Below are 21,173 nucleotides of genomic sequence, written 5' to 3'. Positions count from 1 at the left end.
AAGGCGATGTTCCGGGACGCGAACCCGTTATGGCATCCGGGCCCCGATTCCGATTGCGACCGACACTCGTCAGCCGCGCTTCGCAGGGTATATAGGGAGGGGGAAAAGCGCCTGCAAGCGTCTGTGTTCGCGGGAACGTGAAGAATCGAAGGGTTTTTCCGAAGGTAGGCACGGCAAAGAGGGGAAGCACGTGGCAGAACCGCTCAACATCCGGGGTTTTCAGGTTCACAAGGGGTATCTTGATCCCGAAGCGCAACGCGAGATCGTGGCATCGTTGCGGGGTGTGGCGCAGGTCGCGCCGTTCTTTGCGCCTGAAACCGCGCGGGGGCGGAAGATGTCGGTGCGGATGACCTCGGCGGGGCGGCTTGGTTGGGTCACGGACCGGCGCGGGTATCGGTATGAACCGCATCATCCGGAGGGGATGGATTGGCCCGCGATCCCGGAGGGTATTCTCGATATCTGGCGCGATCTGGTGGCGGCGGAGCGTCTTCCTGATAGCTGTCTGGTGAACTTCTACGGCGAGGGCGCGCGGATGGGGATGCATCAGGACAAGGACGAGGGCGATTTCTCGTGGCCCGTGGTGTCCTTGTCGCTTGGCGATAGTGCGCTTTTCCGGATGGGGAATGTGGAAAAAGGCGGCAAGACAGAGTCGATCTGGCTCGAGTCAGGGGATGTTGTGGTGATGGGGGGTGCGGCGCGGCTTTGCCATCATGGCGTTGACCGCATCCGGTTTGGATCATCGCGCCTACTGGATAAGGGTGGGCGGATCAACGTGACGCTTCGGGCGGTCAGTGCAGGATAACCGAGCAGCAGCCGTGCACGACATAATTGGGGAGAGTCAGCGCGTCTTTCATGGGCTGTGATACTGCCAGTCGCGCGGAAATACCGAAATCGCGGTCTGACATGCCGTCATTGCAAGACGCTTGTTCAAGCTCGACCCAATCGAGCGCTCCCTTTTCAAACATCATCCAGGCGGCAGGGGGATAGCCGGGTGCAGATGTCAGAAATTGGGTGATCCCTATGGTCGAAGGTGCGGCGTCTGGGCGAATGTAGTCCGCGCGCTTGGTTGCTGGAGATAGGATCAGGGACCAGAACGGTTCCGTTCCGAAACAGCGTAGCTTGGCTGTGGGATTGGTCCAATGGCCCTGCGCGGTGGCCTGCATGTACCGCATTGAGACCCAACCGGCGCGTTCGCCGGTATTCACGCGGCCCCATGTGCCGCTCTCATTTGTTCCCGTCACCTCGATGTTGCGGGCATCCGGGGCCAGCGTGCCGATGATTTCGGCGCCGGCCGTTGGGCCGGAGCGGATATTGAGCACGTCATCCGAGGCCACATCGACGACGTCATGCAGAGCCGGAAAACCATCGGCCTTAGCTATGAAGGGAAGCACGCAGAGGCAGGCCAGCAGAAAGGCCAACCGTCTCATCGTTTGGCGTTCCAGCTTAGCGAGACGTGGCGACGCGTATAGAATTCGCCCATGAGGCCGAGCATCAGGAAGACCACGCCGAACCAGAAGGGGTAGTCGATGTTCGAATTGCGCGGGGCGTAGTTGATGAACACAAAGCCGCGCGATTGGTCAATGCAATGAAAGAGCGGGTTCCAGTCGAACATAGCGATCATGAAGCTTGGCATCGTGTTGGCAACGAACATCTTGCCCGAGGCGATCATATTGGCGCGCTGGTAGACCGTTGTCATGATGCCCACGAAGGTTGGGAACCAAGGTTTCAATGCGAGGAAGAGCATGCCGATGGCGATTCCGGTAAACCATGCGAGCAAGAGCATGCCAAAGGCGGCGATGGGTTGGTCGATGGTGATCGGGGTCCAAGCGGCGTGGTAGATGAAAAGGATCGCGAAGAGCGAGAGAATTTGAATGTAGAGTGTGCTTAGGGCAGCGGCAGAAATGGCGATGATGGTGTTCATCGGCGCGTGCTTCATCATCGGCGATGAGGGCCCTTCCGCCCCGGCCACCGCGCCAAGCGTCTTGGTATGGGTCATGAAGAGGAAAATCCCCGACATGATGTAGAGCAGGAAATCGCCCCTTAGCGCAGCGCTCCGCATCCCGAGGATCGAGAACATCAGGAAGAACATCATCACGAAGACCGCCGCCTGCAGCATGTTGCGCAGGATCGACATCATCGCATTGCCATGCGTCTTGCGAATGTTGTGCACGACCGAATGATAGATCAATTCGGCGATGTTCAGGGCGCTCGCAAATGTGGTCTTGGGTGCAGTTTGTTGAAACATTGCCTCAGTACGCCGTGTGTGCTCGGGGGATAGTAGGGAAATCTTGCCGTTCCGTTAGGACCAAAGCATAAGGGGCGCGAGTTTTTATTTCAACTTTCCTGCATATGGAGACATCTCTTGGATCATAACGCACTTGTCCCCGTCATCCGCCGCCTTGCCATCGAAGCGGGCGAGAAGATCATGGAGATCTACAACGCAGATGATTTCGAGGTGAAGGTGAAGTCGGATGATAGCCCGGTCACCGAAGCCGACGAAGCGGCCGATGCGATCATCTCGGCAGGGCTTCGTGCGGCATTCCCCGATGTGATGTTGGTGACCGAAGAACAGGCGGAGAGCCATGCCGCCAAGGGCGATACGTTTCTGATCGTCGATCCGCTTGACGGCACCAAGGAGTTCATCCACCGCCGGGGCGATTTCACGGTCAACATCGCCTATGTGGAGAACGGTGTGCCGCAGCGGGGGGTTGTCTATGCCCCAGCGCGCAACCGTATGTTCTTTACCCAGGCCGACGGCCATTCGGTCGAGGAAACCGGGGATTTCGCGCCCGACACGGTGGGCGAGGTGACACCGATCCATGTTGCCGAAAGCGACAATGACGCGCTCTACGTGGTGGCGTCGAAATCGCACCGGGATCAGGCCACCGATGACTACATCAACAAATATGCCGTCAAGGACATGAAGAGCGCGGGGTCGTCGCTCAAATTCTGTCTCGTGGCGACGGGCGAAGCGGATATCTATCCGCGCGTCGGGCGGACGATGGAATGGGATACGGCTGCGGGCCATGCCGTTTTGCTTGGGGCAGGAGGTGATGTCGTGCGGTTCGACGATCACACGCCGCTGATCTATGGTAAGGACGGGTTCGCCAATCCGTTCTTCATCGCCTATGCGCCGAATGTTGTTCTGAAAGAGGCCTGAATGTCTGTCCTGATCGCTATTCCGGCGCGCTATGCGTCGACCCGCTATCCCGGCAAACCACTCGCGACGCTCAAGGGCGCGACGGGCGAGAGCAAGAGCTTGATCCAGCGGTCGTGGGAAGCGGCCTGTGGGGTGAAGGGGGTTGATCGCGTCGTGGTGGCGACAGATGACGACCGTATTCGCGAGGCGTCCGAGGCGTTTGGGGCCGAGGTCGTGATGACATCAGAGGCGTGCGCCAATGGGACCGAGCGGTGCGCCGAGGCATTCGACAATCTTGGCGGCGGGTTTGATATCGTGGTCAACCTGCAAGGCGATGCACCGTTGACCCCGGCATGGTTCGTAGAAGAGCTTGTCGAAGGCTTGAAGGGGGATCCGATGGCGGAGGTGGCGACGCCGGTCCTGCGCTGTGACGGACGGGCGCTCAACGGGTTCCTTGAGGATCGCAAGGCGGGGCGTGTCGGCGGCACGACCGCCGTGTTCACCAAGGATCGGCACGCGCTCTATTTCTCGAAGGAAGTCATCCCATTCACCTCGAAGACCTATGGCGACGAGGAGGAGACCCCGGTGTTCCATCATGTTGGGGTCTATGCCTATCGTCCTTCGGCGCTTGGCGCCTATCCGCGGTGGACCTCGGGCCCGCTTGAGAGCCTCGAAGGGCTCGAGCAGCTCCGGTTCATGGAACACGGGCATCGGGTTCTCTGTGTCGAGGTTGAAGCGCGGGGGCGTCAGTTCTGGGAACTTAATAACCCCGAGGACGTGCCGAAGATCGAGGCCATGATGGCGGAGATGGGGACACCCTAAACTACAGAGTGCGCCTGAATTCCGGCCAAGAGACAAGATGTAGCAAAAGAACTGAGCCAGCGGGGGCCGAATTTCGTTGCCGCTCTGTCCTTTTTCGGACTAAAACGCGGTCATCAAACCTGGGGCATTTTCCGAATGAATTTTGACGTGGCAAGGAAAGTCGGGCTGTTGGCAGCTCTCTGTGTCTTGACCGCTTGCGCCTTGCCGCGCGGCGCGCCGATCGTAACTGAGGTTGCAGGGCGTTCTGCCGAACAATCGGAAGCCGACAATATCTCGGTCGTCCCAATCACTCGCGAAAGTGCCGGTCGTATCCAATCGTGGCCGCAAACCGGTTGGCGTGGGCACTATTCGTGGCTTGCGCGGCAACGTGGCCCGGCGTCGAACGTGCTCCGTGTCGGGGATACGCTCAATCTTCGGATCTGGGACAACTCCGAAAACTCTCTCATCACCGGGCAAGATCAGCGTAGCGCAGATGTCGCCAGTGTGGAGATCGATGCAAGCGGCATGGTCTTTGTGCCCTATGTCGACGATGTGCATGTGCTCGGCCTGACGGCGACCGAGGCGCGCGCCAAGATTCAGGAAGAGATGACCGAGATCGCGCCCTCGGCACAGGTTCAGCTTGAGCTCGTCGAAGGGGTCGGGAACTCTGCCGATCTCGTGTCCGGCGTGGTCAAGCCGGGGCCGCAGGCGCTTCCGAACCGCAATTTTTCGATTCTGAGCCTGATTTCGCGAGGCGGCGGTATTTCGCCCTCTATCAAGAACCCGGTCGTGCGTCTTATTCGCAATGGCAAGACCTATGAGATCCCGGCCCCGGCGCTTTTTGCCGATCCGGCGAAAAACATCATCGTGCGTGGCGGCGATCAGGTTTTGATCGACGAGGACCGCCGGTCCTTTGTTGCGCTGGGCGCGACGGCCCGGGAAGAGCTTGTCTACTTCCACAAGGAAAAAATCTCGGGTCTCGAAGCGGTCTCGATGCTTGGTGGTGTGAATGACACGCGCGCAAACCCTGCCGGGCTTCTCGTGATGCGCGAATACGCCCCTGCGCAGGTGCGTGAAGACGGGACAGGTCCGAAGAAGCAATACGTTGTCTTCACCATGGACATGACAAGCGCCGACGGCATCTTTGGTGCGCGGAATTTCTATATCCATCCCGGCGATACGGTCATGGCAACAGAATCCGCCGTCAAGCCGGCGCAGTCGGTCATGGCGCTTATCGGATCGGTGTTCGGACTTAGCAACGCATTTGACTAAGGTGTCAGCGCGGGAGGCCTGTATTCCCGCGCTGGATTCGACGTGCCGCTTGCTTTGATACCTGTTTCAGCACGCTTTGTTTTATAGGTGTTTTTCGGCATTTTCTTGCCTGACGCGGAGTTGAACGCGTGGGATTTAGCGGATACGGTTCAATCGAATTTAAGCCGTTTGGCAAAGCCCTAGTCACACATCAGCGAGTTACTTCATGCGTAAAAAAGTCACCAAGGCGATCTTCCCCGTGGCGGGGCTAGGCACGCGCTTTCTTCCGGCCACGAAAGCGATCCCGAAAGAGATCATGACGCTCGTGGACAGGCCCCTCATCCAATATGCAATCGATGAGGCGCGCGAAGCTGGTATCAAGGAATTCATCTTTGTGACGTCGCGCGGCAAGAGCGCGCTTGAGGACTATTTCGACAATAGCCCGGTGCTTGAACAGGAGCTTCGCAAGAAGGGGAAGACAGAGCTTCTCAAGACCTTGCGCAGCACCAATATGGAAAGCGGTGCAATCGCCTATATCCGCCAGCACAAGGCGCTTGGCCTTGGTCATGCGGTCTGGTGCGCGCGACGCTTGATCGCCAACGAACCTTTCGCCGTGATCCTTCCTGATGACGTGATCGCAGCAGAGGAATCCTGTCTCAAGCAGATGGTGGACGCCTATGCCGAAACTGGCGGCAGCATGGTCGCGGCGATGGAAGTGCCGCAGGAAAAGGCCTCGGCGTATGGTGTGCTCGATGTAAAAGAGGACATGGGATCGCTTGTGTCGGTGAAGGGCATGGTTGAGAAGCCGAAGCTCGAGGACGCGCCTTCGAACCTCGCCGTGATCGGGCGCTACATTCTGTCGCCGAGCGTCTTGCGCAACCTGAACCGGCAAGAGGCCGGCACCGGGGGCGAGATTCAGCTTACCGATGCCATTGCTAAGGAAATCGACAACGAAAACGGCGTTTTCGGGTATCGTTTCAGGGGCCAGCGTTTTGATTGTGGATCCAAGGCGGGCTTTCTTCAGGCGACCGTGGCCTTCGCGATGGAGCGTCCCGAATTGCGTGATGAGCTTGGCGAATACCTGCGCGAGATGGTGGCGGCGGAACAAGCCGCGCAATAGCATTCGGGAGAGAGCTTGTGAAAAACGTTCTTGTCACCGGCGGGGCCGGATACATCGGCTCGCACGCTTGCAAGGCGCTCAAGGCGGCGGGCTATGTGCCGGTCACCTATGACAACCTCTCCACGGGCTGGGAAGAAGCGGTCAAGTTCGGGCCATTCGAGAAGGGCGACCTGCTCGACCGGGCGCGTCTCGACGAGGTGTTTTCCAAGTATGAGCCAATCGCCGTCATGCATTTTGCCGCTCTAAGCCAGGTCGGCGAGAGCATGAAAATTCCGGGCCTCTATTGGCGCAATAACGTGCAAGGCTCACTGACGCTTATCGAGGCGGCGACAGAGGCCGGTGTCGGACCTTTCGTGTTCTCTTCGACCTGTGCGACCTATGGCGACCAGGACAATGTCGTACTTGATGAGGAGTGCGCGCAGCATCCGATCAATGCCTATGGCGCGTCCAAGCGGGCCATCGAGGACATGCTGCGGGATTTCGAGGATGCGGCGGGCCTGCGCCATGTGATCTTTCGCTATTTCAACGTCGCGGGGGCTGATCCAGAGGCCGAAGTCGGCGAGTTCCATCAACCGGAGACGCATCTTATCCCGCTCGTCCTCGACGCGATCGATGGGAAACGTGATGCGTTGACGATTTTTGGCACGGATTACGATACGCCGGATGGCACCTGTATCCGCGACTACGTGCATGTCTGCGACCTTGTGGATGCGCATGTACTTGGGCTGCAATGGCTTCTCGAGGGCAAGGAAAGCCGAGTTTTCAACCTTGGCACAGGGAGCGGGTTTTCGGTGCGCGAGGTGATCGAGCAATCGCAATCCGTGACGCATCGGGAGGTGCCTTTTGTCGAGGGTCCGCGGCGCGCCGGGGATTGCACGCGGCTTGTTTCCGGCTCGACACGGGCGGAGAAAGAGCTAGGCTGGACGCCGTCGCGTTCGAACCTGAACACGATGATCTCGGATGCCTGGCGCTGGCATCAGAGCGGGCATTACGACAAGTGAGGGGACGCGCATTTCGCTTGGGACGGGGCAGGGCAGATTTCCGGATCGCGAGAGGCTTCGCGACCTAAGGGCTGCGTATAAGCTCCGGCTTCGGCGCAGGCGTCTTCTTTACCGGGCTTTTCGAAAACGGCGGCAGCTTGAGACCGTGGTGGATCGCACTCAGGCGATCCGGCCGGGGATGATCCTTGGTGCCGGGACCATGCGCAACGAGATCGTGCGGCTTCCGTATTTCCTTGAGCATCATAGGGCGCTTGGAGTCGAGCATTTCCTCATCATCGACAACGAAAGCGATGACGGCACGCGGGAGTACCTTGCCGAGCAATCGAATGTGTCTCTGTGGTCGGCGAAGGGGAGTTACAAACGTGCGCGGTTCGGGCTTGATTGGCTCACGTGGGTGATGATGAAGCATGCGCATGGGCATTGGTGCCTGACGCTCGATGCGGATGAGATCCTCATCTATCCGTTTTGGGATACGCGCCCTCTCGCGGCTCTGACTGAATGGCTTGACGGGAGAGGGGTCGAGATGTTCCCGGCGATGATGCTCGACATGTACCCGAAAGGGCCGTTGGGAGAGCAGAGCTATGTGTCGGGGCAGGATCCGATAGAGGTTCTGTCGTGGTTTGATAGCGGCAACTACATGATCCAGCGGCAAGACCCGATGGAGAATCTCTGGATCCAAGGCGGTGTCCGCGCGCGGTGTTTCTTTGCCAACAAGCCGCGTCGCGCGCCGACGATGAACAAGGTGCCGCTCGTGAAGTGGAATCGGCGCTATGTCTATGTGAACTCGACACATGGAATTCTGCCGCGCCGGCTCAATCGCTTTTACGATCGGGACGGAGGTGAGTTTGCGTCGGGTATCCTGCTGCACACGAAATTCCTCGACACGGTGGTCGACAAATCAAAGGAAGAGCTTAAGCGGCGTGAACATTTCGCCAACAGCGCGCTTTATGATGAGTATTACAAGACCCTCATAGAGAAGCCCGATCTCTGGTGTGAGCGTTCGAGTCTCTATCGAGGGTGGCGACAGCTTGAGGCGATGGGCTTGATGTCGCGGGGAACATGGCTCTGACCCACTGTAACTGTTTACGAAACGTGCACAAATCCGTATCCTTGGGGAAAGTCTTTCGGGGGCCAATCCTTCCCTCGGGGCGGGCGGTGAGAAGGCATGGACAATCAACGTCAACAGCGTCTTAACCAGCAGCTCGTAGACACAGAGAATACCGTGCAGAGCAGGAGCGCAGGGCAGGTTTGAGCTTCATTCAGTCATACAGACTACGTCTCAAGCGAAAGCACCTGCTTGCCCGCGCGTTTCGAAAACGGCGTGAAATGAAGTCTGTTGCGGATCGGACAGACCGTATCAAGGGCGATGATATCCTTGCCTTCACCACCTTGCGAAACGAGAAGGTTCGGCTCCCGTTCTTTCTTCAGTACTACCGCGAGATGGGGGTTAATCATTTCCTGATCGTGGACAATGACAGTGATGACGGATCGCGCGAATACCTCGAGCAACAGCCGGATGTCTCGCTCTGGACGTCGAAGCATAGCTATCGGCGTAGCCGGTATGGCGTGGACTGGCTCAACTGGCTGCAACGGAAATATGGTGATGAGCATTGGTGCCTTGTCGTCGATCCGGACGAATTCCTCGTCTATCCCTTCTGCGACACGCGGCCCTTGCGGGCGCTGACCGATTGGCTTGATGCGAGCTCTATCCGGTCCTTTAGCGCAATGCTCCTCGACATGTATCCCAAGGGTCGGATCAACGATCGGCCTTATCGGGCGGGACAGAATCCTCTCGAGATCGCAGGGTGGTTCGATTCCGGGAACTACTCTATCTCTCGGAACTGGAAGTACTGGAACCTCTGGATTCAAGGGGGGGCACGGGCGCGGATGTTCTTTCAGGACAACCCCGAAGAGGCGCCTGCGCTCAACAAGGTGCCGCTCGTCAAATGGACCAAGAAATACACCTATGTGGATTCCACCCACATGCTCTTGCCGCGGGGGCTCAACCTCGTGTTCGACGAGTGGGGCGGGGAAAAGGCGTCGGGGGTGCTGCTGCACACGAAGTTCCTCGACACGTTCTCTGTCAAGGCGGCGGAGGAGCTTAAGAGGCGTCAACACTACGCCAAGAGCGTAGAATATCTCGCCTATGCGAGAAGTTTGAACGATGATCCGGAACTTTGGTGCAAGTGGTCGGAAAAGTATATTAACTGGAGGCAACTGGAAATTCTCGGGCTCATGTCCAAGGGGAACTGGGCCTGATGAGAGGGAGGACTAGGTGAGCGTCGGGATCATCATGTTGGTGCATACGGCCCTAGACCGGGCCGAGCAGGTGGCGCGTCACTGGACGGCCGCCGGGTGCCCTGTTGTGATCCATGTCGATGCCAATGTCCCGCGTAAGACCTATAAGGCGTTCACCAAGGCGCTTGATGATGTGCCCACAGTGAAGTTCTGTCAGCGGCACAAATGCGAATGGGGCACGTGGGGTCTTGTCGCCGGTACGTTGTCAGCCTCGGAAATGATGCTTGGGGCTTTCCCGGATGTGCGCCATGTCTACCTCTCTTCGGGATCCTGTCTGCCGCTTCGCCCGGTACAGGAGTTGGTCGACTATCTTGCGGCACGTCCGCAGACCGATTTCATCGAATCCGCAACGACATCTGATGTGCCTTGGACGGTTGGCGGGCTGAGTGACGAACGTTTCACGCTACGCTTCCCGTTTTCATGGAAGCGGCATCGCTATCTCTTTGACAAATATGTCGAACTGCAACGCAAAGTTGAGTTCAAACGACGTATCCCGAGCGGGATCACGCCGCATATGGGATCGCAATGGTGGTGCCTGACGCGGCAAACGCTTTCGGCGATCCTCGAAGACCCGGCGCGCGATACCTATGACGCCTATTTTCGCAAGGTCTGGATCCCGGATGAGAGCTATTTTCAGACGCTCGCGCGGCTCTACTCGACCAATATCGAGAGCCGGTCACTGACCCTGTCGAAGTTCGATTTTCAGGGCAAGCCACATATTTTTTACGACGATCACCTTCAGCTCTTACGGCGGTCGGACTGTTTCGTGGCGCGTAAGATTTGGCCTCGGGCGAACAGGCTCTATGACGGGTTCCTGCGCGATCCTGAGGGTGCGATCAAGATGACCGAGCCGAACCCGGCCAAGATCGACCGGATCTTTGCGAAGGCCGTTGAGAGGCGCACGCGGGGCCGGCAGGGTCTTTATATGCAGAGCCGTTTTCCGCACGAAGGGTATGAACACTCAATCACCAGCGGGCGCTATTCGGTGTTCCAAGGGTTCACGGAGTTGTTCGAGGATTTCGAGCCATGGCTTGCCAAGGCAACGAGCACGCAGGTGCATGGCCACCTCTTCAGCCCGGAAAGGGCAGAATTCTCTGGCGGCCAGAAGGTCGTGAACGGTGCGCTGACGGATAGTCCTGCGTTGCGGGATTATAACCCGACCGCCTTTCTCACCAGCCTTATTTGGAACACGCGGGGCGAGCGGCAGTGTCTTCAGCTTGGCCCGGCGGATGAAACGGCGCCGATTTGGTTCATTGCCAAAGACCCAAATGCACAGGTTTCCGTGATCAGCGGTGCTTGGGCCGTGCCACTCTTCAAATCGAACCGCAATTTTGCAGACCTGCGGCAGGAAGCGGCGCGGCTTCAGAAACTCGAGAGCGAACAGCTCAAGGTCTTGCGGTCGGTTTGGGCCAAGGCGCGCATTCGCATCTGGACCATGGCCGAATTTATCGAGGCACCGATGGAGCCGCTTCAGTCCATCATCGACGAGATGGGGCAGCATTCGCTCCGCCGCCTGACCGAAGCGCCGAAGATGGCCGATCTGACGGGGTTTGGGCAATTCCTGCAGAACCTAAAGAACCAGGGGATGCATCCGTATCTCATGGGGGATTTCCCCGTGAGCCCGCCGGGTCTCAATCAGCCCAAACCGCCGCGCAAACCTTATTTGGTGCAGTAATAGCCGATGCCGAATTCCTTTGATTATTTCGTTGTGTTCGCGGAGATGCGGACGGGGTCCAATTTCCTTGAGACGAACCTCAATGCCTTCGAGGGGCTCGCCTGTTACGGGGAGGCGTTCAATCCGCATTTCATCGGTTATCCGAACAAGGATGATATCCTTGGTGTGACCCTTGAAACGCGGACGCAGGATCCGTTCGAGCTTATCAAGGTGATCCGGCGGCAGGTTGGGGTTCTTGGTGGGTTTCGCTATTTCCACGACCATGATCCGCGAATCCTCGACACCTGTCTGGCCGATCCGCGATGTGCCAAGATTGTGCTAACGCGCAATCCAATCGACAGCTACGTGTCTCTCAAAATCGCACGGGCGACGGGGCAGTGGAAGCTTACCGATGTGCGGCGGCGCAAGGAGGCAGGGAAGATCCAATTCGACAAGGACGAGTTCCGCGCCCATGTCGAAGAGCTTCAGGCGTTTCAGGTCCAGCTTATGAACCGGCTCCAGACCACGGGGCAGACGGCGTTCTATGTCGCCTATGAGGATTTACAGGATGTCGAGGTCATGAATGGCCTTGCGAAGTTCCTTGGTGTGGAAGAGACGCTCGAGGCGCTTGATACCTCTCTCAAACGGCAGAACCTGAGTCCGATCTCGAAGAAAGTCGCCAATATCGAGGACGTGTCGGACGCGCTGGCAGAGTTGGATCGGTTCAACCTCACCCGGACACCGAATTTTGAGCCGCGCCGCAACCCGGCAGTGCCGACCTATGTCATGGGGGCCGAAACGCCGCTTTTGTTCATGCCGATGCGGTCGGGGCCGGAGACGCAAGTGAAAGCGTGGATGGCAGCGCTCGACGGCGTATCCGTGGATGACTTGCCGACCAAGGGCAATCAGAAAGACCTGCGCATCTGGCGTCGCAACAACAAAGGGCACCGCACCTTTACCGTATTGCGTCACCCGGTGGCACGGGCGCATGCCGCGTTCTGTCGTCGGGTGCTATCGATCGAAGAAGGGAGTTTCGCGGCAATCCGCAAGTCCCTACGTAAGCTCTATAAGGTGCCGCTTCCGGATGGGGCGCCGGGGGCGGGATATGATCTCGACGCGCATCGAGAGGCGTTTCTTGGCTATCTCGCCTTCGTGAAGGCGAATCTTGCCGGGCAAACAAGTATTCGAATCGATGGGCATTGGGCGACGCAGTCGGCGATTCTCAAGGGGTTCGGAGAGCTTTGCTTTCCCGATGTCATCGTGCGCGAGGAAGACATGGAGAGCTATCTTCCGGCATTGGCGATGCAAGTTGGCCATATGGAGCCGCCCGACCCCGAAGAGGCCGGTGCGGACGAGCCGTTTTCATTGGATGCGGTCTATGATGACGAGATCGAGGCTTTGGTTGCCGACATCTATCAACGCGACTACCTGAACTTCGGATTTGATCGCTGGCGCTAGTGCCGGTTTAGGCGGCTTGAACGTTCTGGGATTCGGTCAGAATCGAATAGAGCGTCTGTGTTTCCTGATTGGCGCGCAGCTTGGCGCAAATCGCATTCTCACGCAGAGTCCGAGAGACAAGAGCGAGCGCCTTCAGGTGCTCCACGCCGGCGTCTTCCGGTGCGAAGAGGGCGAAGGCGATGTCGACCGGCTGGCGGTCGACAGCGTTGAAATCAACGGGTTTTTCAAGGCGCACGAAAGCGCCGACCACAGAGCTGAGGCCTTCTAGGCGGGCATGGGGCAGGGCAACGCCATGTCCCACGCCGGTTGGACCGAGGTTTTCACGCTCAAGAAGAGCCTCCACAACACGGGACGCATCGAGGCCATAGGCCGACTCGGCCACCTCTCCGATCGCATGCAAAAGACGCTTCTTGCTCGAGGCGGACGAAACAACTTTGACCGCCTCGGGCTTGAGGATTTTCGACAGATCCATAATGCCAATTTCTCCGGGCAGGGCGTCTCGCCGCTACCGCTTGTCCTTATGGATCGATCCAGCCGATATTGCCGTCTTCACGGCGATAGACCACGTTCAATCCGTTTTTTGCCTCGTTGCGGAAAACGACGACAGGCACACCTGCGAGCTCCATCTGCATCACGGCCTCGCCGACACTAAGCGATGGAATTTTGGTTTCCATCTCGGCGATGATCATGGGCTGGAGCGTATCGGGCTCTGCCTGCTCGGATTCCCCTTCTGAGGCGAGGATATACGAGGACGCGCCCAAGAGTTCAACCGGTTCCGCGCGCTCCTTGTGATGGTCCTTCAATCGACGCTTGTATCGCCGGAGTTGCTTTTCCATTTTTTGAGCACAACCGTCGAAAGCGCCGTAAATCTCAGTCGCGTGCGCCTTGGCCTGAGCGGTCAGACCTGTGGAGAGGTGAACGGTTGCCTCACATACAAATTCATGTGCGCTTTTGGAAAAGACGATGTTGGCATCGGTCGGGCGCTCGGCGTATTTCGATACGACGGCGCTTAGCTCGTCCTTCACATGAGTCTGAAGGGCATCACCGATGTCGATTTGTTTTCCGGTAATCTGATAGCGCATCCTGTTTTCCTTTTCTTTGACATGACGGCCCGAACCACGGGCGACAAGCGAGCGTGATCGTTCAGGTTCGTATGCTGGGATAGGACATTTTCGTTGCTTGCCCGCCATCGGGCCTTTGGAAAGGCCGCACGAGATAGCAGTGCGAGTCCGAAAATGTCATAGGAGTATTTGACGCCCTCGGGCGGGGGATTGTCAATGATCCATCACAAGATTCAGCGGCACATTCCCGCGCAATTGACCGAGTCAGGAGATGCGGAAATTGTCGCCGAGATAGACGCGGCGCACGTTTTCGTTCTCGACCACGTCATCCGGTGTCCCGGACATGAGCACCTTGCCGTCATGAAGAATATAGGCGCGGTCGACGATCTCGAGTGTCTCGCGCACGTTGTGATCGGTGATGAGCACGCCGATGCCGCGTTTCTTGAGGTCTGCCACGAGATGGCGAATATCGCCGACCGAAATGGGGTCCACACCGGCAAAGGGCTCGTCGAGGAGAAGATAGCTCGGGTCGGCGGCGAGGCAGCGTGCGATTTCAACCCGGCGGCGCTCGCCGCCGGAGAGCGCGAGGGCAGGCGCGCGGCGCAGGTGCTCGATCGAGAATTCAGACAGAAGCTCTTCGAGGCGTTCACGTCGTTTGTGGCGATCTTTCTGCGTGATATCGAGAATGGCAGTGATGTTTTCCTCGACCGTGAGGCCACGGAAGATCGACATCTCTTGCGGAAGATAGCCGATGCCAAGCTTGGCGCGGCGATACATCGGGAGATGTGTGACATCGCGTCCGTCGAGCGTCACACGTCCGCCTTCCGGCATGATGAGGCCGGCGATGGCGTAGAACGTTGTGGTCTTACCGGAACCGTTGGGGCCGAGCAGGGCAACCACCTCGCCACGGTTCAGCACCATAGAGAAGTCGCGGATCACCGTGCGCTTGCGATAGCTCTTGCGCAGATTGTCGACCCGAAGGCCGGAGGCGCTCTCGGTCACAGTCAAATCGGGAGATGCCATCAATTATCCTCGGTCCGCATGATCGTTTTTACACGGCCTTCCATCTGGGCGGTGCCGGTCTCGAGATTGACGGTCATTCTCTGGGATTGGAGCGTGTTCGTGCCTTGGGTCACGAGGACATCGCCCGTCATGACAACGATGCTGTCCTCGACTCTATAGACGGCGTCTTTTGATTCCGCAGCATCCGGGCCATCGACGAGAAGCACGCCGCCAAAGCCTTCGAGCCGCGCAATGCCAGAGTTCGAATCGTTGTAGAAGACGTGCACCTCGGGGGCAGACATCCGCATGGTGCCCTGTTTGATCCGCACATTGCCTCGAAATATCGCCGTGCCGTTCTCCTGATCCACAGAGAGCGAGTCTGCATTTACCTCGACCGGAAGATCCGAATTTTCCTGCGAAGTCCCGAAGGCGACCTCGAACCCTTGGGCTAGGGTGGCGGAGGGGAGGGCAAGAGCAAGGGAAATGAAGAAAACTTTGATGAAAGACACGGGCGACCTCGATTAATCCACGGGCTCATATATCAATTTCACACCCTCGGAGAAAAACAAAGTGGTTTCTCCGGTGGCCTGGTCCTCTGTCACCTCAAGGCGACCAGCAGTTAGATCGCCGCCGGGGCCGGTGCTATGGACTGTGCCGGGCGAGAGGAGTCTGCCGTCGCGCATGTGCGCGATAAGCTCTTGAGAGCGGATATCATACCCTGCCGAGCTTTTGATCTGAACATCACCCAGCAGTGTGGCGATGTGATTTCCGTTGTCGATCTCGGCCGTTTCCGAGGTCATGTTGATGCGAGAGCCATCGGTAAAGTCGATACGGGCGTCCATCTTCGTGGCGGATGACCGGGTCGGGTCTTCGAGGTTGGGACGCGCGGACTCTGCTGCAAAAGCAACGAGATGCCCTGCTGTTGTGCGTCCGGAAAAGAACGGGGCGGTGATCTGTTGTTCGCGGGCGCGCTGAGCGAGATCGACCTCGGCAAATGGGATGGAGGCGGTGCTGTCGGTGATCCGGTTGGAGACGAGAAAGAGCGTCGAAAGCAAGCCGAGTGCGATCAGCGGCAGGGCGACCTTGAGGATGGCGACAAGCCGGGAGTATGTCATCCCAACGCGGACCATCTCAGCCAAGCCCAACCCTCAGGCAGTCATGGATATGCAAGAGGCCGAGCGGTGCGCCATCACTTTGCGGGTCAATCACGAAGACGCAGGTGATCTTGCGCGCGTTCATCAGGGCAACCGCCTCTTCGGCAAGTGCCTCTGGCGGAATGGTCTTTGGAGCGCGGGTCATGACTTCGCGCGCGCTGTGATCGAGAAGGCCGTCCATGTGACGACGCAAGTCACCGTCGGTGATAATTCCGGCGAGGGCGCCGTTTGCATCGGTGACGCCAACAACCCCAAAACCTTTCTGGCTAATCTCGAGAAGCGCGTCGGCCATCGATGTGTCCTCGGACACCAGCGGCAACGCGTTCTCCTTGTGCATCAGGTCACTGACACGGGAAAGCTGAGCGCCGAGTTTGCCACCAGGGTGGAACTCGCGAAAATGTTCGGGCGTGAAGCGGCGGTGCTCCATGAGGGCGATCGCGAGGGCATCGCCAAGCGCAAGTGTCATTGTGGTCGAGGACGTTGGCACGATCCCAGAACCGCAGGCTTCTTCGGCGGGCGGCAGGATCAGGCCCACGTCCGATTGCTTGATTAGGGTCGAGCCGGGCCGGCTTGCGACGCCGATCATCGGGATGTTGAAGCGGCGGGTATAGGCAATGACATCTGCGAGTTCCGGCGTTTCGCCCGAGTTCGACAAAACAAGCGCGACGTCGCCCTGGGCCATCATGCCAAGATCACCGTGCGAGGCTTCGGCAGGGTGCACGAAATGAGCGGGGGTGCCAGTCGAGGCAAGGGTTGCGGCGATCTTGCGGGCGATGTGGCCGGATTTCCCCATACCCGACACAATGATCCGGCCTTTGGCCGAGAGCATGGTTTCCACGGCCTTGTCGAAATCCCCGTCAAGACCTTCGCCGAGCTGGCGCAGGGCGTCTGCTTCGGTGGCGATCACGCGGCGGGCGGTGTCGAGGAATGCGTGCGAATGGGTCATCAGTGTGCGAAGATATCTTGCTCGGGCCAGCCCGCGAGATCGAGCTTCGCGCGCATGGGCAGGAAATCAAAACAGGCCTGCGCCATCTCTGTGCGGCCTTCGCGGTCGAGGCGCTTGTTCAACTCGTCGCGCAACTGGTGCAGGTAGAGCACGTCGGAGGCGGCGTAGTCGAGTTGTGCATTGGTCAGGGTTTCGGCTCCCCAGTCGCTCATCTGCTGCTGTTTGGAGATGTCGACGCCAATAAGTTCCTGAAGAAGGTTCTTGAGACCGTGGCGATCCGTGTAGGTGCGGATGAGCTTGGACGCGATCTTGGTGCAATAGACCGGCGCGGTGAGGGCGCCAAAGGCGTTATACATCGCGGCGATGTCAAAGCGGCCGAAGTGAAACAGCTTGAGCACGTTCGGATCTTCGAGCATGCGGCAGAGATTGGGCGCCTCGGTCTGGCCCTTGGCGACCTGCACAAGGTGGGCGTTCCCGTCACCGCCCGACATCTGGATCACGCAGAGCCTATCGCGATGGGGGTTGAGCCCCATCGTTTCGCAATCGATGGCCACAACAGGGCCAAGGTCGAGATCGTCGGGAAGATCGTTCTGATATAGGTGGTTCGCCATCTCAATGCCTCGGAATAACCGGATAGAGAGGACTTACGGGTTTCGTGTCGCCGTTTCAATGACAGATGGCGATACGGCAGCGCCGGACTTGCCGCGTCGCGAGAGAGAAAGACAGCGGATTCCTATGCGTTCTTGAGGTGTTGGCGGCGTTGGTGCTTGACGATTGTGGGATAGCAATGCGCGTGCCTCAGACCTCTGAAAGGGGCAGCCGGACAATGAAAGTTGTGCCGCGATCAGGGTTCTTGCGGTAGGAGATCGATCCACCGAGTGCCTCCATGATCCGCTTGGAGATATTCATCCCAAGCCCTGTGCCACCAATCTGTCGCGTGTCGGACGAGTCGATCTGGGTAAAGCGGTCAAAGACCTTGTCATAGTCTTCTTCGGATAGGCCGATGCCCTTGTCGCTAAAGAGAATGTCAACATGGCTTTGGCCGACTTCGGTGCGGACGTCGACCGTGCTATCTGCGGGTGAGAACTTAGCGGCGTTTGACAGGATGTTGGAGAAAACCTGTTGCAGGCGGGCGCGGTCGCTGTTGACCCAGACGGACCCTGCTGGCGCGGTGAAATCGACCTGCACGTTTAGCCGCGAGGCGAAGGGCTCGTTGTCGGACACGGATTGTTCGATGGTTTCGCCGAGGTCGAGCGTTTCCGTTTCAAAGGTCACACGGCCGCTTTCGACGCTTTGCAGGTCGAGGATTTCGTTGATCAGTGTGAGCAGGCGGGTGCAATTCCTCTGTGCCACCTTGAGGGTCTTACTCACTTGATCCGGTAGCTCTCCAAGAATGCCGGAGTTCACAAGGTCCACCGATCCTTTGATCGAGGTCAGGGGCGTGCGCAATTCATGGCTCATTGTCGAGACGAATTCCGTCTTGGCGCGATAGGCCATCTGTGAGTTTTCATGCTCGACACGCAGTTGCCGCATCTGGGCAACTTGCGTCCTGTAGAGCTGCAGGTAGTGGCGCGAGCTGTCGATGATGAAGAAGAGCACGAAAAGGCTCGTGAAGAGTTGTGCCCAGAGCTCCGATTTCAGCGGCGCATCGGTTAGCACGATGTCGCGGATCGGGATGTAGAGAAAAGTCGCGCCGTAAATCAGAAGGCGGATCGTCAGAACGGATTTGAGCTGATGGTTGTTCATTGCCGCGAACAGGGCGGCGGCGAATAGGAAGAACAATGGCATGAAGTGAGTCGTGTGCCCCTGAAGCACCGCAATACCGATCGCATAGCCTGAGATGACCGAAGCACTAAGAATGGTGCCGATATAAATCTGCCACATGAAACGCTTCTCGGTGGAGCGGTCCTTGCCGTTCCAATTCAAGGCGCGCTTAAAAACCCAGCAGTCATAGATTTCAGAAGTCAGCACGAAAACAAGCACGCCAAGCGCGAGCCAGACATCATAGTAGAAGGCCGCCAAAGCAAGGGCGGCGCCGAAGATGATCTGTCGCTGCCAGATCAGGTCAATGCCGACCTGACAATAGTCTTTGATCTGGCGCGCCAATAGTGCCTGGTCGCTGCTCGTCTGATCCATCACGTCCTCAGTTCTCGCCTGCTCACGAAGTCCCATCTAGTTGGGTTGACCTGTTGGTAAACAATTTGCGTGTCGCGAACTGCAACGGCAACACGTTTCTCGGGAAAGGGCATTCTTCACACACGTTTAAATTGCTAACTTGGCGACAATGTGTCAACTCTAAGGAGATTGTTGACGAAGTTGGGTGAGCGGCTGGGGCGTCAAATGGAGCGAGTGGTTGATTCTCGAAGTCGAAAGGCGAGTCGGGTCTTTCCTGAGCTTGTGCCGCAGCACGAGCTAGACCGCCGATCTTCGGCAGGTCTTTTAAAGAAATGGGTCAATAGCTATGGCTACCGCAAGAAGCGGGTCCGGAAGCCTGACGAGGTGCCCGAAGCGCACGACTCTCGGGAGTACACGACAACGATCCTCTCGATGAAGAATGTCCATAGATATGGCGATCTGCTCGTGAAGTATTTGCAGGCGCGCCGCGAGGTGTTCATCGTGCAGAAGGGCTGGCAGTTGCCCGAGACCGACGGGATGGAGTTCGATCAGTACGATACGCCGCTGGCCCGATGGATTGTTGTGCATGATCAGGACGTTATTCTTGGCGGCGCACGGATCTCACCGACCACCGCGGAGTGCGGAAACCATAGTTACATGCTGCGCGACGCCCAGCTTGGCCAACTCAAGGGGCTGCCGTTCGACATGCTCTATGACGAGGCCCCGGTGCGTGACGATGTATGGGAGGCGACGCGTCTATTCGTGACCGATAAAGTCCCGGCGAAAGATCGGGCGTTGGTGCAAAGTGCGCTGATGAAAGGGATGGCTGCGGCGGCGCGGTCGGTCGGCGCAACGCATGTGATCGGGATCGTGCCGGCCGTGTTCCGGCGTTGGCTCAAGCGGATCGATATGGAGGCGACGGCGGTCGGTCCAGTGATGAAGATCGAAGGGGACCGCGTTCAGGCCGCATTGATGAAAGTCTAGCGTCAGAACCGACCTGATCCATCTGCGATTAGAATACCCAAGGTTGTATTCAGCTTCTCGTTCTCTTTTGGCGAGGAGTGGATCGTACCTATTGCCGCAATCCTTCTCTTGAGCGCCCCATTTTGGGCCAATTTCGCCCCTAGGTTGTCCCTTGGCCAATTCAAGACGGAGGCGACATGAGGTTCCTCGCCGTAGACGACGACCCGAACTTTCTTGAGGTTCTAAAGAGCTTCATGAAACAGGACGCGCAGCATGAACTGCACACTGTGACTTCGGCCGCCGAGGCCTTGAAGATCGTGCGGGATACGCCGGGTTCTTTCGATGCGTTCTTCCTCGATATTCTCATGCCCGAGATGAACGGGGTCGCGCTATGTGCAGAGTTGCGCACCATGAAGCCGCTGCGCGATGTGCCGATGTTCATGCTGACGGCGGTCGCGGACCGACATCTCATCAATGACGCATTTGCCTCTGGCGCGACAGATTACATCACCAAACCGCTTGACCCCGAAGAGCTCCGTTCGCGGCTTTCCATGGCGGCCCGTATCCATGAGGAGATCCAGATCGCGGCGGCCGCCGAGCGTTTGCAAGAGGGCGAAAGATGCTATCCCCGGGTGATAGATTTTGATGCCCCTGTGCCACTTCGGGGCCAGAAAAACGCGATCGAATACCTCGCCCTTGAAAACTACCTTATGACGCTCGACAGGCGAGGGCTTATTGCGCACGCGGCCTTTGGTATTCACTTTGAGACCGCTTCGCAGATCTATGTTCGGTCCGAGTCCTCTGGCTTCTTTGAGGCGCTGGACGAGGTGGCGACAGCGATTGCCAAGGGGCTCGAGGCGCAGAGGTTCATGTTTACCTATGCTGGCGCGGGGGATTTCATCGTGGTGACCCTGCGGCGCGGGACGATCAACATGGCCGCTCTTGAGGCGGAGATCAATGCCACCCTTGCCAAGTCCTATATCCGCTATGCCGTAAAAGACCTTCCGACGCCGCGCGTGCGGGTTGGCAATCAGGTGCGCAATGGCCTTTTCGGAGAGCGGCGCGCCAATGTCATCCTGCAACAGGCCATTCGCAAAGCGCAGGTCGCAGGCACCCCGAGCCTTTCGGAGGAGAAACACCTCTTCCTGCTGCGCGAAGCGATGAAGCAGTAGGGCGCACACGATTGCATGCCAAGCGGTGTTCAGAGTGC

Annotated in this window: 22 protein-coding genes; 12 read left to right on the top strand and 10 right to left on the bottom strand. The window is 58.2% G+C overall.

Annotated elements, in window-relative coordinates:
• Nucleotides 1–190: 190 nt before the first annotated feature.
• Complete coding sequence (locus tag R1W01_RS07185) at nt 191–802, top strand: alpha-ketoglutarate-dependent dioxygenase AlkB family protein (protein WP_243613504.1); 612 nt, start codon at nt 191–193, stop codon at nt 800–802.
• Here R1W01_RS07185 and R1W01_RS07180 read toward each other — a convergent pair.
• Together R1W01_RS07180 and R1W01_RS07175 are read right to left on the bottom strand one after the other, a co-directional pair.
• Nucleotides 789–1,427, bottom strand: coding sequence for an SH3 domain-containing protein (locus R1W01_RS07180; protein WP_297754855.1), 639 nt, complete (start codon nt 1,425–1,427; stop codon nt 789–791). The genes R1W01_RS07185 and R1W01_RS07180 overlap by 14 nt on opposite strands.
• Complete coding sequence (locus R1W01_RS07175; RefSeq protein WP_297754858.1) at nt 1,424–2,245, bottom strand: ABC transporter permease; 822 nt, start codon at nt 2,243–2,245, stop codon at nt 1,424–1,426. Before R1W01_RS07175 ends, R1W01_RS07180 begins: the two co-directional genes overlap by 4 nt.
• Nucleotides 2,246–2,362: 117 nt before the next feature.
• Between R1W01_RS07175 and cysQ the strand changes: the two genes are divergently transcribed.
• The 9 genes from cysQ to R1W01_RS07130 all read left to right on the top strand — a co-directional run bounded on the left by cysQ (nt 2,363) and on the right by R1W01_RS07130 (nt 12,722).
• A complete protein-coding gene (gene cysQ, locus R1W01_RS07170) occupies nt 2,363–3,160 on the top strand; it encodes a 3'(2'),5'-bisphosphate nucleotidase CysQ (RefSeq protein WP_297754861.1) in 798 nt (265 codons plus the stop codon).
• Nucleotides 3,161–3,961, top strand: coding sequence for a 3-deoxy-manno-octulosonate cytidylyltransferase (locus R1W01_RS07165; RefSeq protein ID WP_243613508.1), 801 nt, complete (start codon nt 3,161–3,163; stop codon nt 3,959–3,961).
• Between the two features lie 168 nt (nt 3,962–4,129).
• Nucleotides 4,130–5,212 (top strand): polysaccharide biosynthesis/export family protein, encoded by a 1,083-nt coding sequence (locus R1W01_RS07160; RefSeq protein ID WP_243613509.1) that lies wholly within the window; start codon nt 4,130–4,132, stop codon nt 5,210–5,212.
• A gap of 205 nt (nt 5,213–5,417) precedes the next feature.
• Entirely contained in the window at nt 5,418–6,311 is an 894-nt protein-coding gene (gene galU / locus R1W01_RS07155) for a UTP--glucose-1-phosphate uridylyltransferase GalU (protein ID WP_243613510.1), read from the top strand.
• A gap of 17 nt (nt 6,312–6,328) precedes the next feature.
• Entirely contained in the window at nt 6,329–7,312 is a 984-nt protein-coding gene (gene galE, locus R1W01_RS07150; protein WP_243613511.1) for a UDP-glucose 4-epimerase GalE, read from the top strand.
• A 148-nt stretch (nt 7,313–7,460) separates the two neighbouring features.
• Nucleotides 7,461–8,381, top strand: coding sequence for a glycosyltransferase family 2 protein (locus tag R1W01_RS07145; RefSeq protein WP_297754869.1), 921 nt, complete (start codon nt 7,461–7,463; stop codon nt 8,379–8,381).
• A gap of 179 nt (nt 8,382–8,560) precedes the next feature.
• A complete protein-coding gene (locus R1W01_RS07140; RefSeq protein ID WP_243613513.1) occupies nt 8,561–9,571 on the top strand; it encodes a glycosyltransferase family 2 protein in 1,011 nt (336 codons plus the stop codon).
• A gap of 16 nt (nt 9,572–9,587) precedes the next feature.
• Nucleotides 9,588–11,285 (top strand): beta-1,6-N-acetylglucosaminyltransferase, encoded by a 1,698-nt coding sequence (locus tag R1W01_RS07135; protein WP_297754873.1) that lies wholly within the window; start codon nt 9,588–9,590, stop codon nt 11,283–11,285.
• A 6-nt stretch (nt 11,286–11,291) separates the two neighbouring features.
• A complete protein-coding gene (locus R1W01_RS07130) occupies nt 11,292–12,722 on the top strand; it encodes a sulfotransferase family 2 domain-containing protein (RefSeq protein WP_297754876.1) in 1,431 nt (476 codons plus the stop codon).
• Nucleotides 12,723–12,729: 7 nt separating this feature from the next.
• Here R1W01_RS07130 and ptsN read toward each other — a convergent pair whose 3' ends face one another.
• The 8 genes from ptsN to R1W01_RS07090 all read right to left on the bottom strand — a co-directional run bounded on the left by ptsN (nt 12,730) and on the right by R1W01_RS07090 (nt 19,021).
• Nucleotides 12,730–13,194: a PTS IIA-like nitrogen regulatory protein PtsN gene (gene ptsN / locus R1W01_RS07125; protein ID WP_243613516.1), complete on the bottom strand. Its 465-nt coding sequence runs from the start codon at nt 13,192–13,194 to the stop codon at nt 12,730–12,732.
• Nucleotides 13,195–13,240: 46 nt separating this feature from the next.
• Nucleotides 13,241–13,804, bottom strand: a complete 564-nt coding sequence (gene hpf / locus R1W01_RS07120) for a ribosome hibernation-promoting factor, HPF/YfiA family (RefSeq protein WP_243613517.1) — start codon at nt 13,802–13,804, stop codon at nt 13,241–13,243.
• Nucleotides 13,805–14,047: 243 nt separating this feature from the next.
• The gene (gene lptB / locus R1W01_RS07115) at nt 14,048–14,806 is read right to left on the bottom strand and encodes an LPS export ABC transporter ATP-binding protein (protein WP_243613518.1); all 759 of its coding nucleotides are present in this window, start codon (nt 14,804–14,806) and stop codon (nt 14,048–14,050) included.
• Nucleotides 14,806–15,294, bottom strand: a complete 489-nt coding sequence (gene lptA / locus R1W01_RS07110) for a lipopolysaccharide transport periplasmic protein LptA (RefSeq protein WP_243613519.1) — start codon at nt 15,292–15,294, stop codon at nt 14,806–14,808. Before lptA ends, lptB begins: the two co-directional genes overlap by 1 nt.
• 12 nt (nt 15,295–15,306) lie before the next feature.
• Nucleotides 15,307–15,915: an LPS export ABC transporter periplasmic protein LptC gene (lptC, locus tag R1W01_RS07105; RefSeq protein WP_243613529.1), complete on the bottom strand. Its 609-nt coding sequence runs from the start codon at nt 15,913–15,915 to the stop codon at nt 15,307–15,309.
• A gap of 1 nt (nt 15,916) precedes the next feature.
• On the bottom strand, nt 15,917–16,885 hold the full coding sequence (locus tag R1W01_RS07100; RefSeq protein WP_297754881.1) for an SIS domain-containing protein: 969 nt from the start codon (nt 16,883–16,885) through the stop codon (nt 15,917–15,919).
• The gene (locus R1W01_RS07095) at nt 16,885–17,496 is read right to left on the bottom strand and encodes a ribonuclease D (protein ID WP_243613521.1); all 612 of its coding nucleotides are present in this window, start codon (nt 17,494–17,496) and stop codon (nt 16,885–16,887) included. The genes R1W01_RS07100 and R1W01_RS07095 overlap by 1 nt, the downstream gene beginning before the upstream one ends.
• 187 nt (nt 17,497–17,683) lie before the next feature.
• Nucleotides 17,684–19,021, bottom strand: a complete 1,338-nt coding sequence (locus R1W01_RS07090; RefSeq protein WP_317275176.1) for a HAMP domain-containing sensor histidine kinase — start codon at nt 19,019–19,021, stop codon at nt 17,684–17,686.
• A gap of 204 nt (nt 19,022–19,225) precedes the next feature.
• Between R1W01_RS07090 and R1W01_RS07085 the strand changes: the two genes are divergently transcribed.
• Nucleotides 19,226–19,984 carry an acyl-homoserine-lactone synthase gene (locus R1W01_RS07085; RefSeq protein ID WP_317275175.1) on the top strand — a complete coding sequence of 253 codons (759 nt, stop codon included), beginning with the start codon at nt 19,226–19,228 and terminating at the stop codon, nt 19,982–19,984.
• Between the two features lie 176 nt (nt 19,985–20,160).
• A complete protein-coding gene (locus tag R1W01_RS07080) occupies nt 20,161–21,135 on the top strand; it encodes a PleD family two-component system response regulator (RefSeq protein WP_317275174.1) in 975 nt (324 codons plus the stop codon).
• Nucleotides 21,136–21,173: the final 38 nt, after the last annotated feature.

Origin of the sequence: Shimia sp. FJ5 (assembly GCF_032918335.1) — a bacterium.
GTDB lineage: Bacteria > Pseudomonadota > Alphaproteobacteria > Rhodobacterales > Rhodobacteraceae > Shimia > Shimia aestuarii_A.
This window is presented reverse-complemented; position numbering and strand designations above follow the sequence as displayed.

What these genes read in the sequence shown, in the direction of transcription:
- R1W01_RS07085 (WP_317275175.1), top strand. Translation starts at nt 19,226, where the DNA reads ATGGAGCGAGTGGTTGATTCTCGAAGTCGAAAGGCGAGTCGGGTCTTT.
- lptB (WP_243613518.1), bottom strand. Translation starts at nt 14,806, where the DNA reads ATGGCATCTCCCGATTTGACTGTGACCGAGAGCGCCTCCGGCCTTCGG.
- R1W01_RS07180 (WP_297754855.1), bottom strand. Translation starts at nt 1,427, where the DNA reads ATGAGACGGTTGGCCTTTCTGCTGGCCTGCCTCTGCGTGCTTCCCTTC.
- R1W01_RS07080 (WP_317275174.1), top strand. Translation starts at nt 20,161, where the DNA reads ATGAGGTTCCTCGCCGTAGACGACGACCCGAACTTTCTTGAGGTTCTA.
- galU (WP_243613510.1), top strand. Translation starts at nt 5,418, where the DNA reads ATGCGTAAAAAAGTCACCAAGGCGATCTTCCCCGTGGCGGGGCTAGGC.
- R1W01_RS07090 (WP_317275176.1), bottom strand. Translation starts at nt 19,021, where the DNA reads ATGGATCAGACGAGCAGCGACCAGGCACTATTGGCGCGCCAGATCAAA.
- lptC (WP_243613529.1), bottom strand. Translation starts at nt 15,915, where the DNA reads ATGGTCCGCGTTGGGATGACATACTCCCGGCTTGTCGCCATCCTCAAG.
- ptsN (WP_243613516.1), bottom strand. Translation starts at nt 13,194, where the DNA reads ATGGATCTGTCGAAAATCCTCAAGCCCGAGGCGGTCAAAGTTGTTTCG.
- R1W01_RS07130 (WP_297754876.1), top strand. Translation starts at nt 11,292, where the DNA reads ATGCCGAATTCCTTTGATTATTTCGTTGTGTTCGCGGAGATGCGGACG.
- R1W01_RS07100 (WP_297754881.1), bottom strand. Translation starts at nt 16,885, where the DNA reads ATGACCCATTCGCACGCATTCCTCGACACCGCCCGCCGCGTGATCGCC.
- R1W01_RS07095 (WP_243613521.1), bottom strand. Translation starts at nt 17,496, where the DNA reads ATGGCGAACCACCTATATCAGAACGATCTTCCCGACGATCTCGACCTT.
- hpf (WP_243613517.1), bottom strand. Translation starts at nt 13,804, where the DNA reads ATGCGCTATCAGATTACCGGAAAACAAATCGACATCGGTGATGCCCTT.
- R1W01_RS07175 (WP_297754858.1), bottom strand. Translation starts at nt 2,245, where the DNA reads ATGTTTCAACAAACTGCACCCAAGACCACATTTGCGAGCGCCCTGAAC.
- R1W01_RS07165 (WP_243613508.1), top strand. Translation starts at nt 3,161, where the DNA reads ATGTCTGTCCTGATCGCTATTCCGGCGCGCTATGCGTCGACCCGCTAT.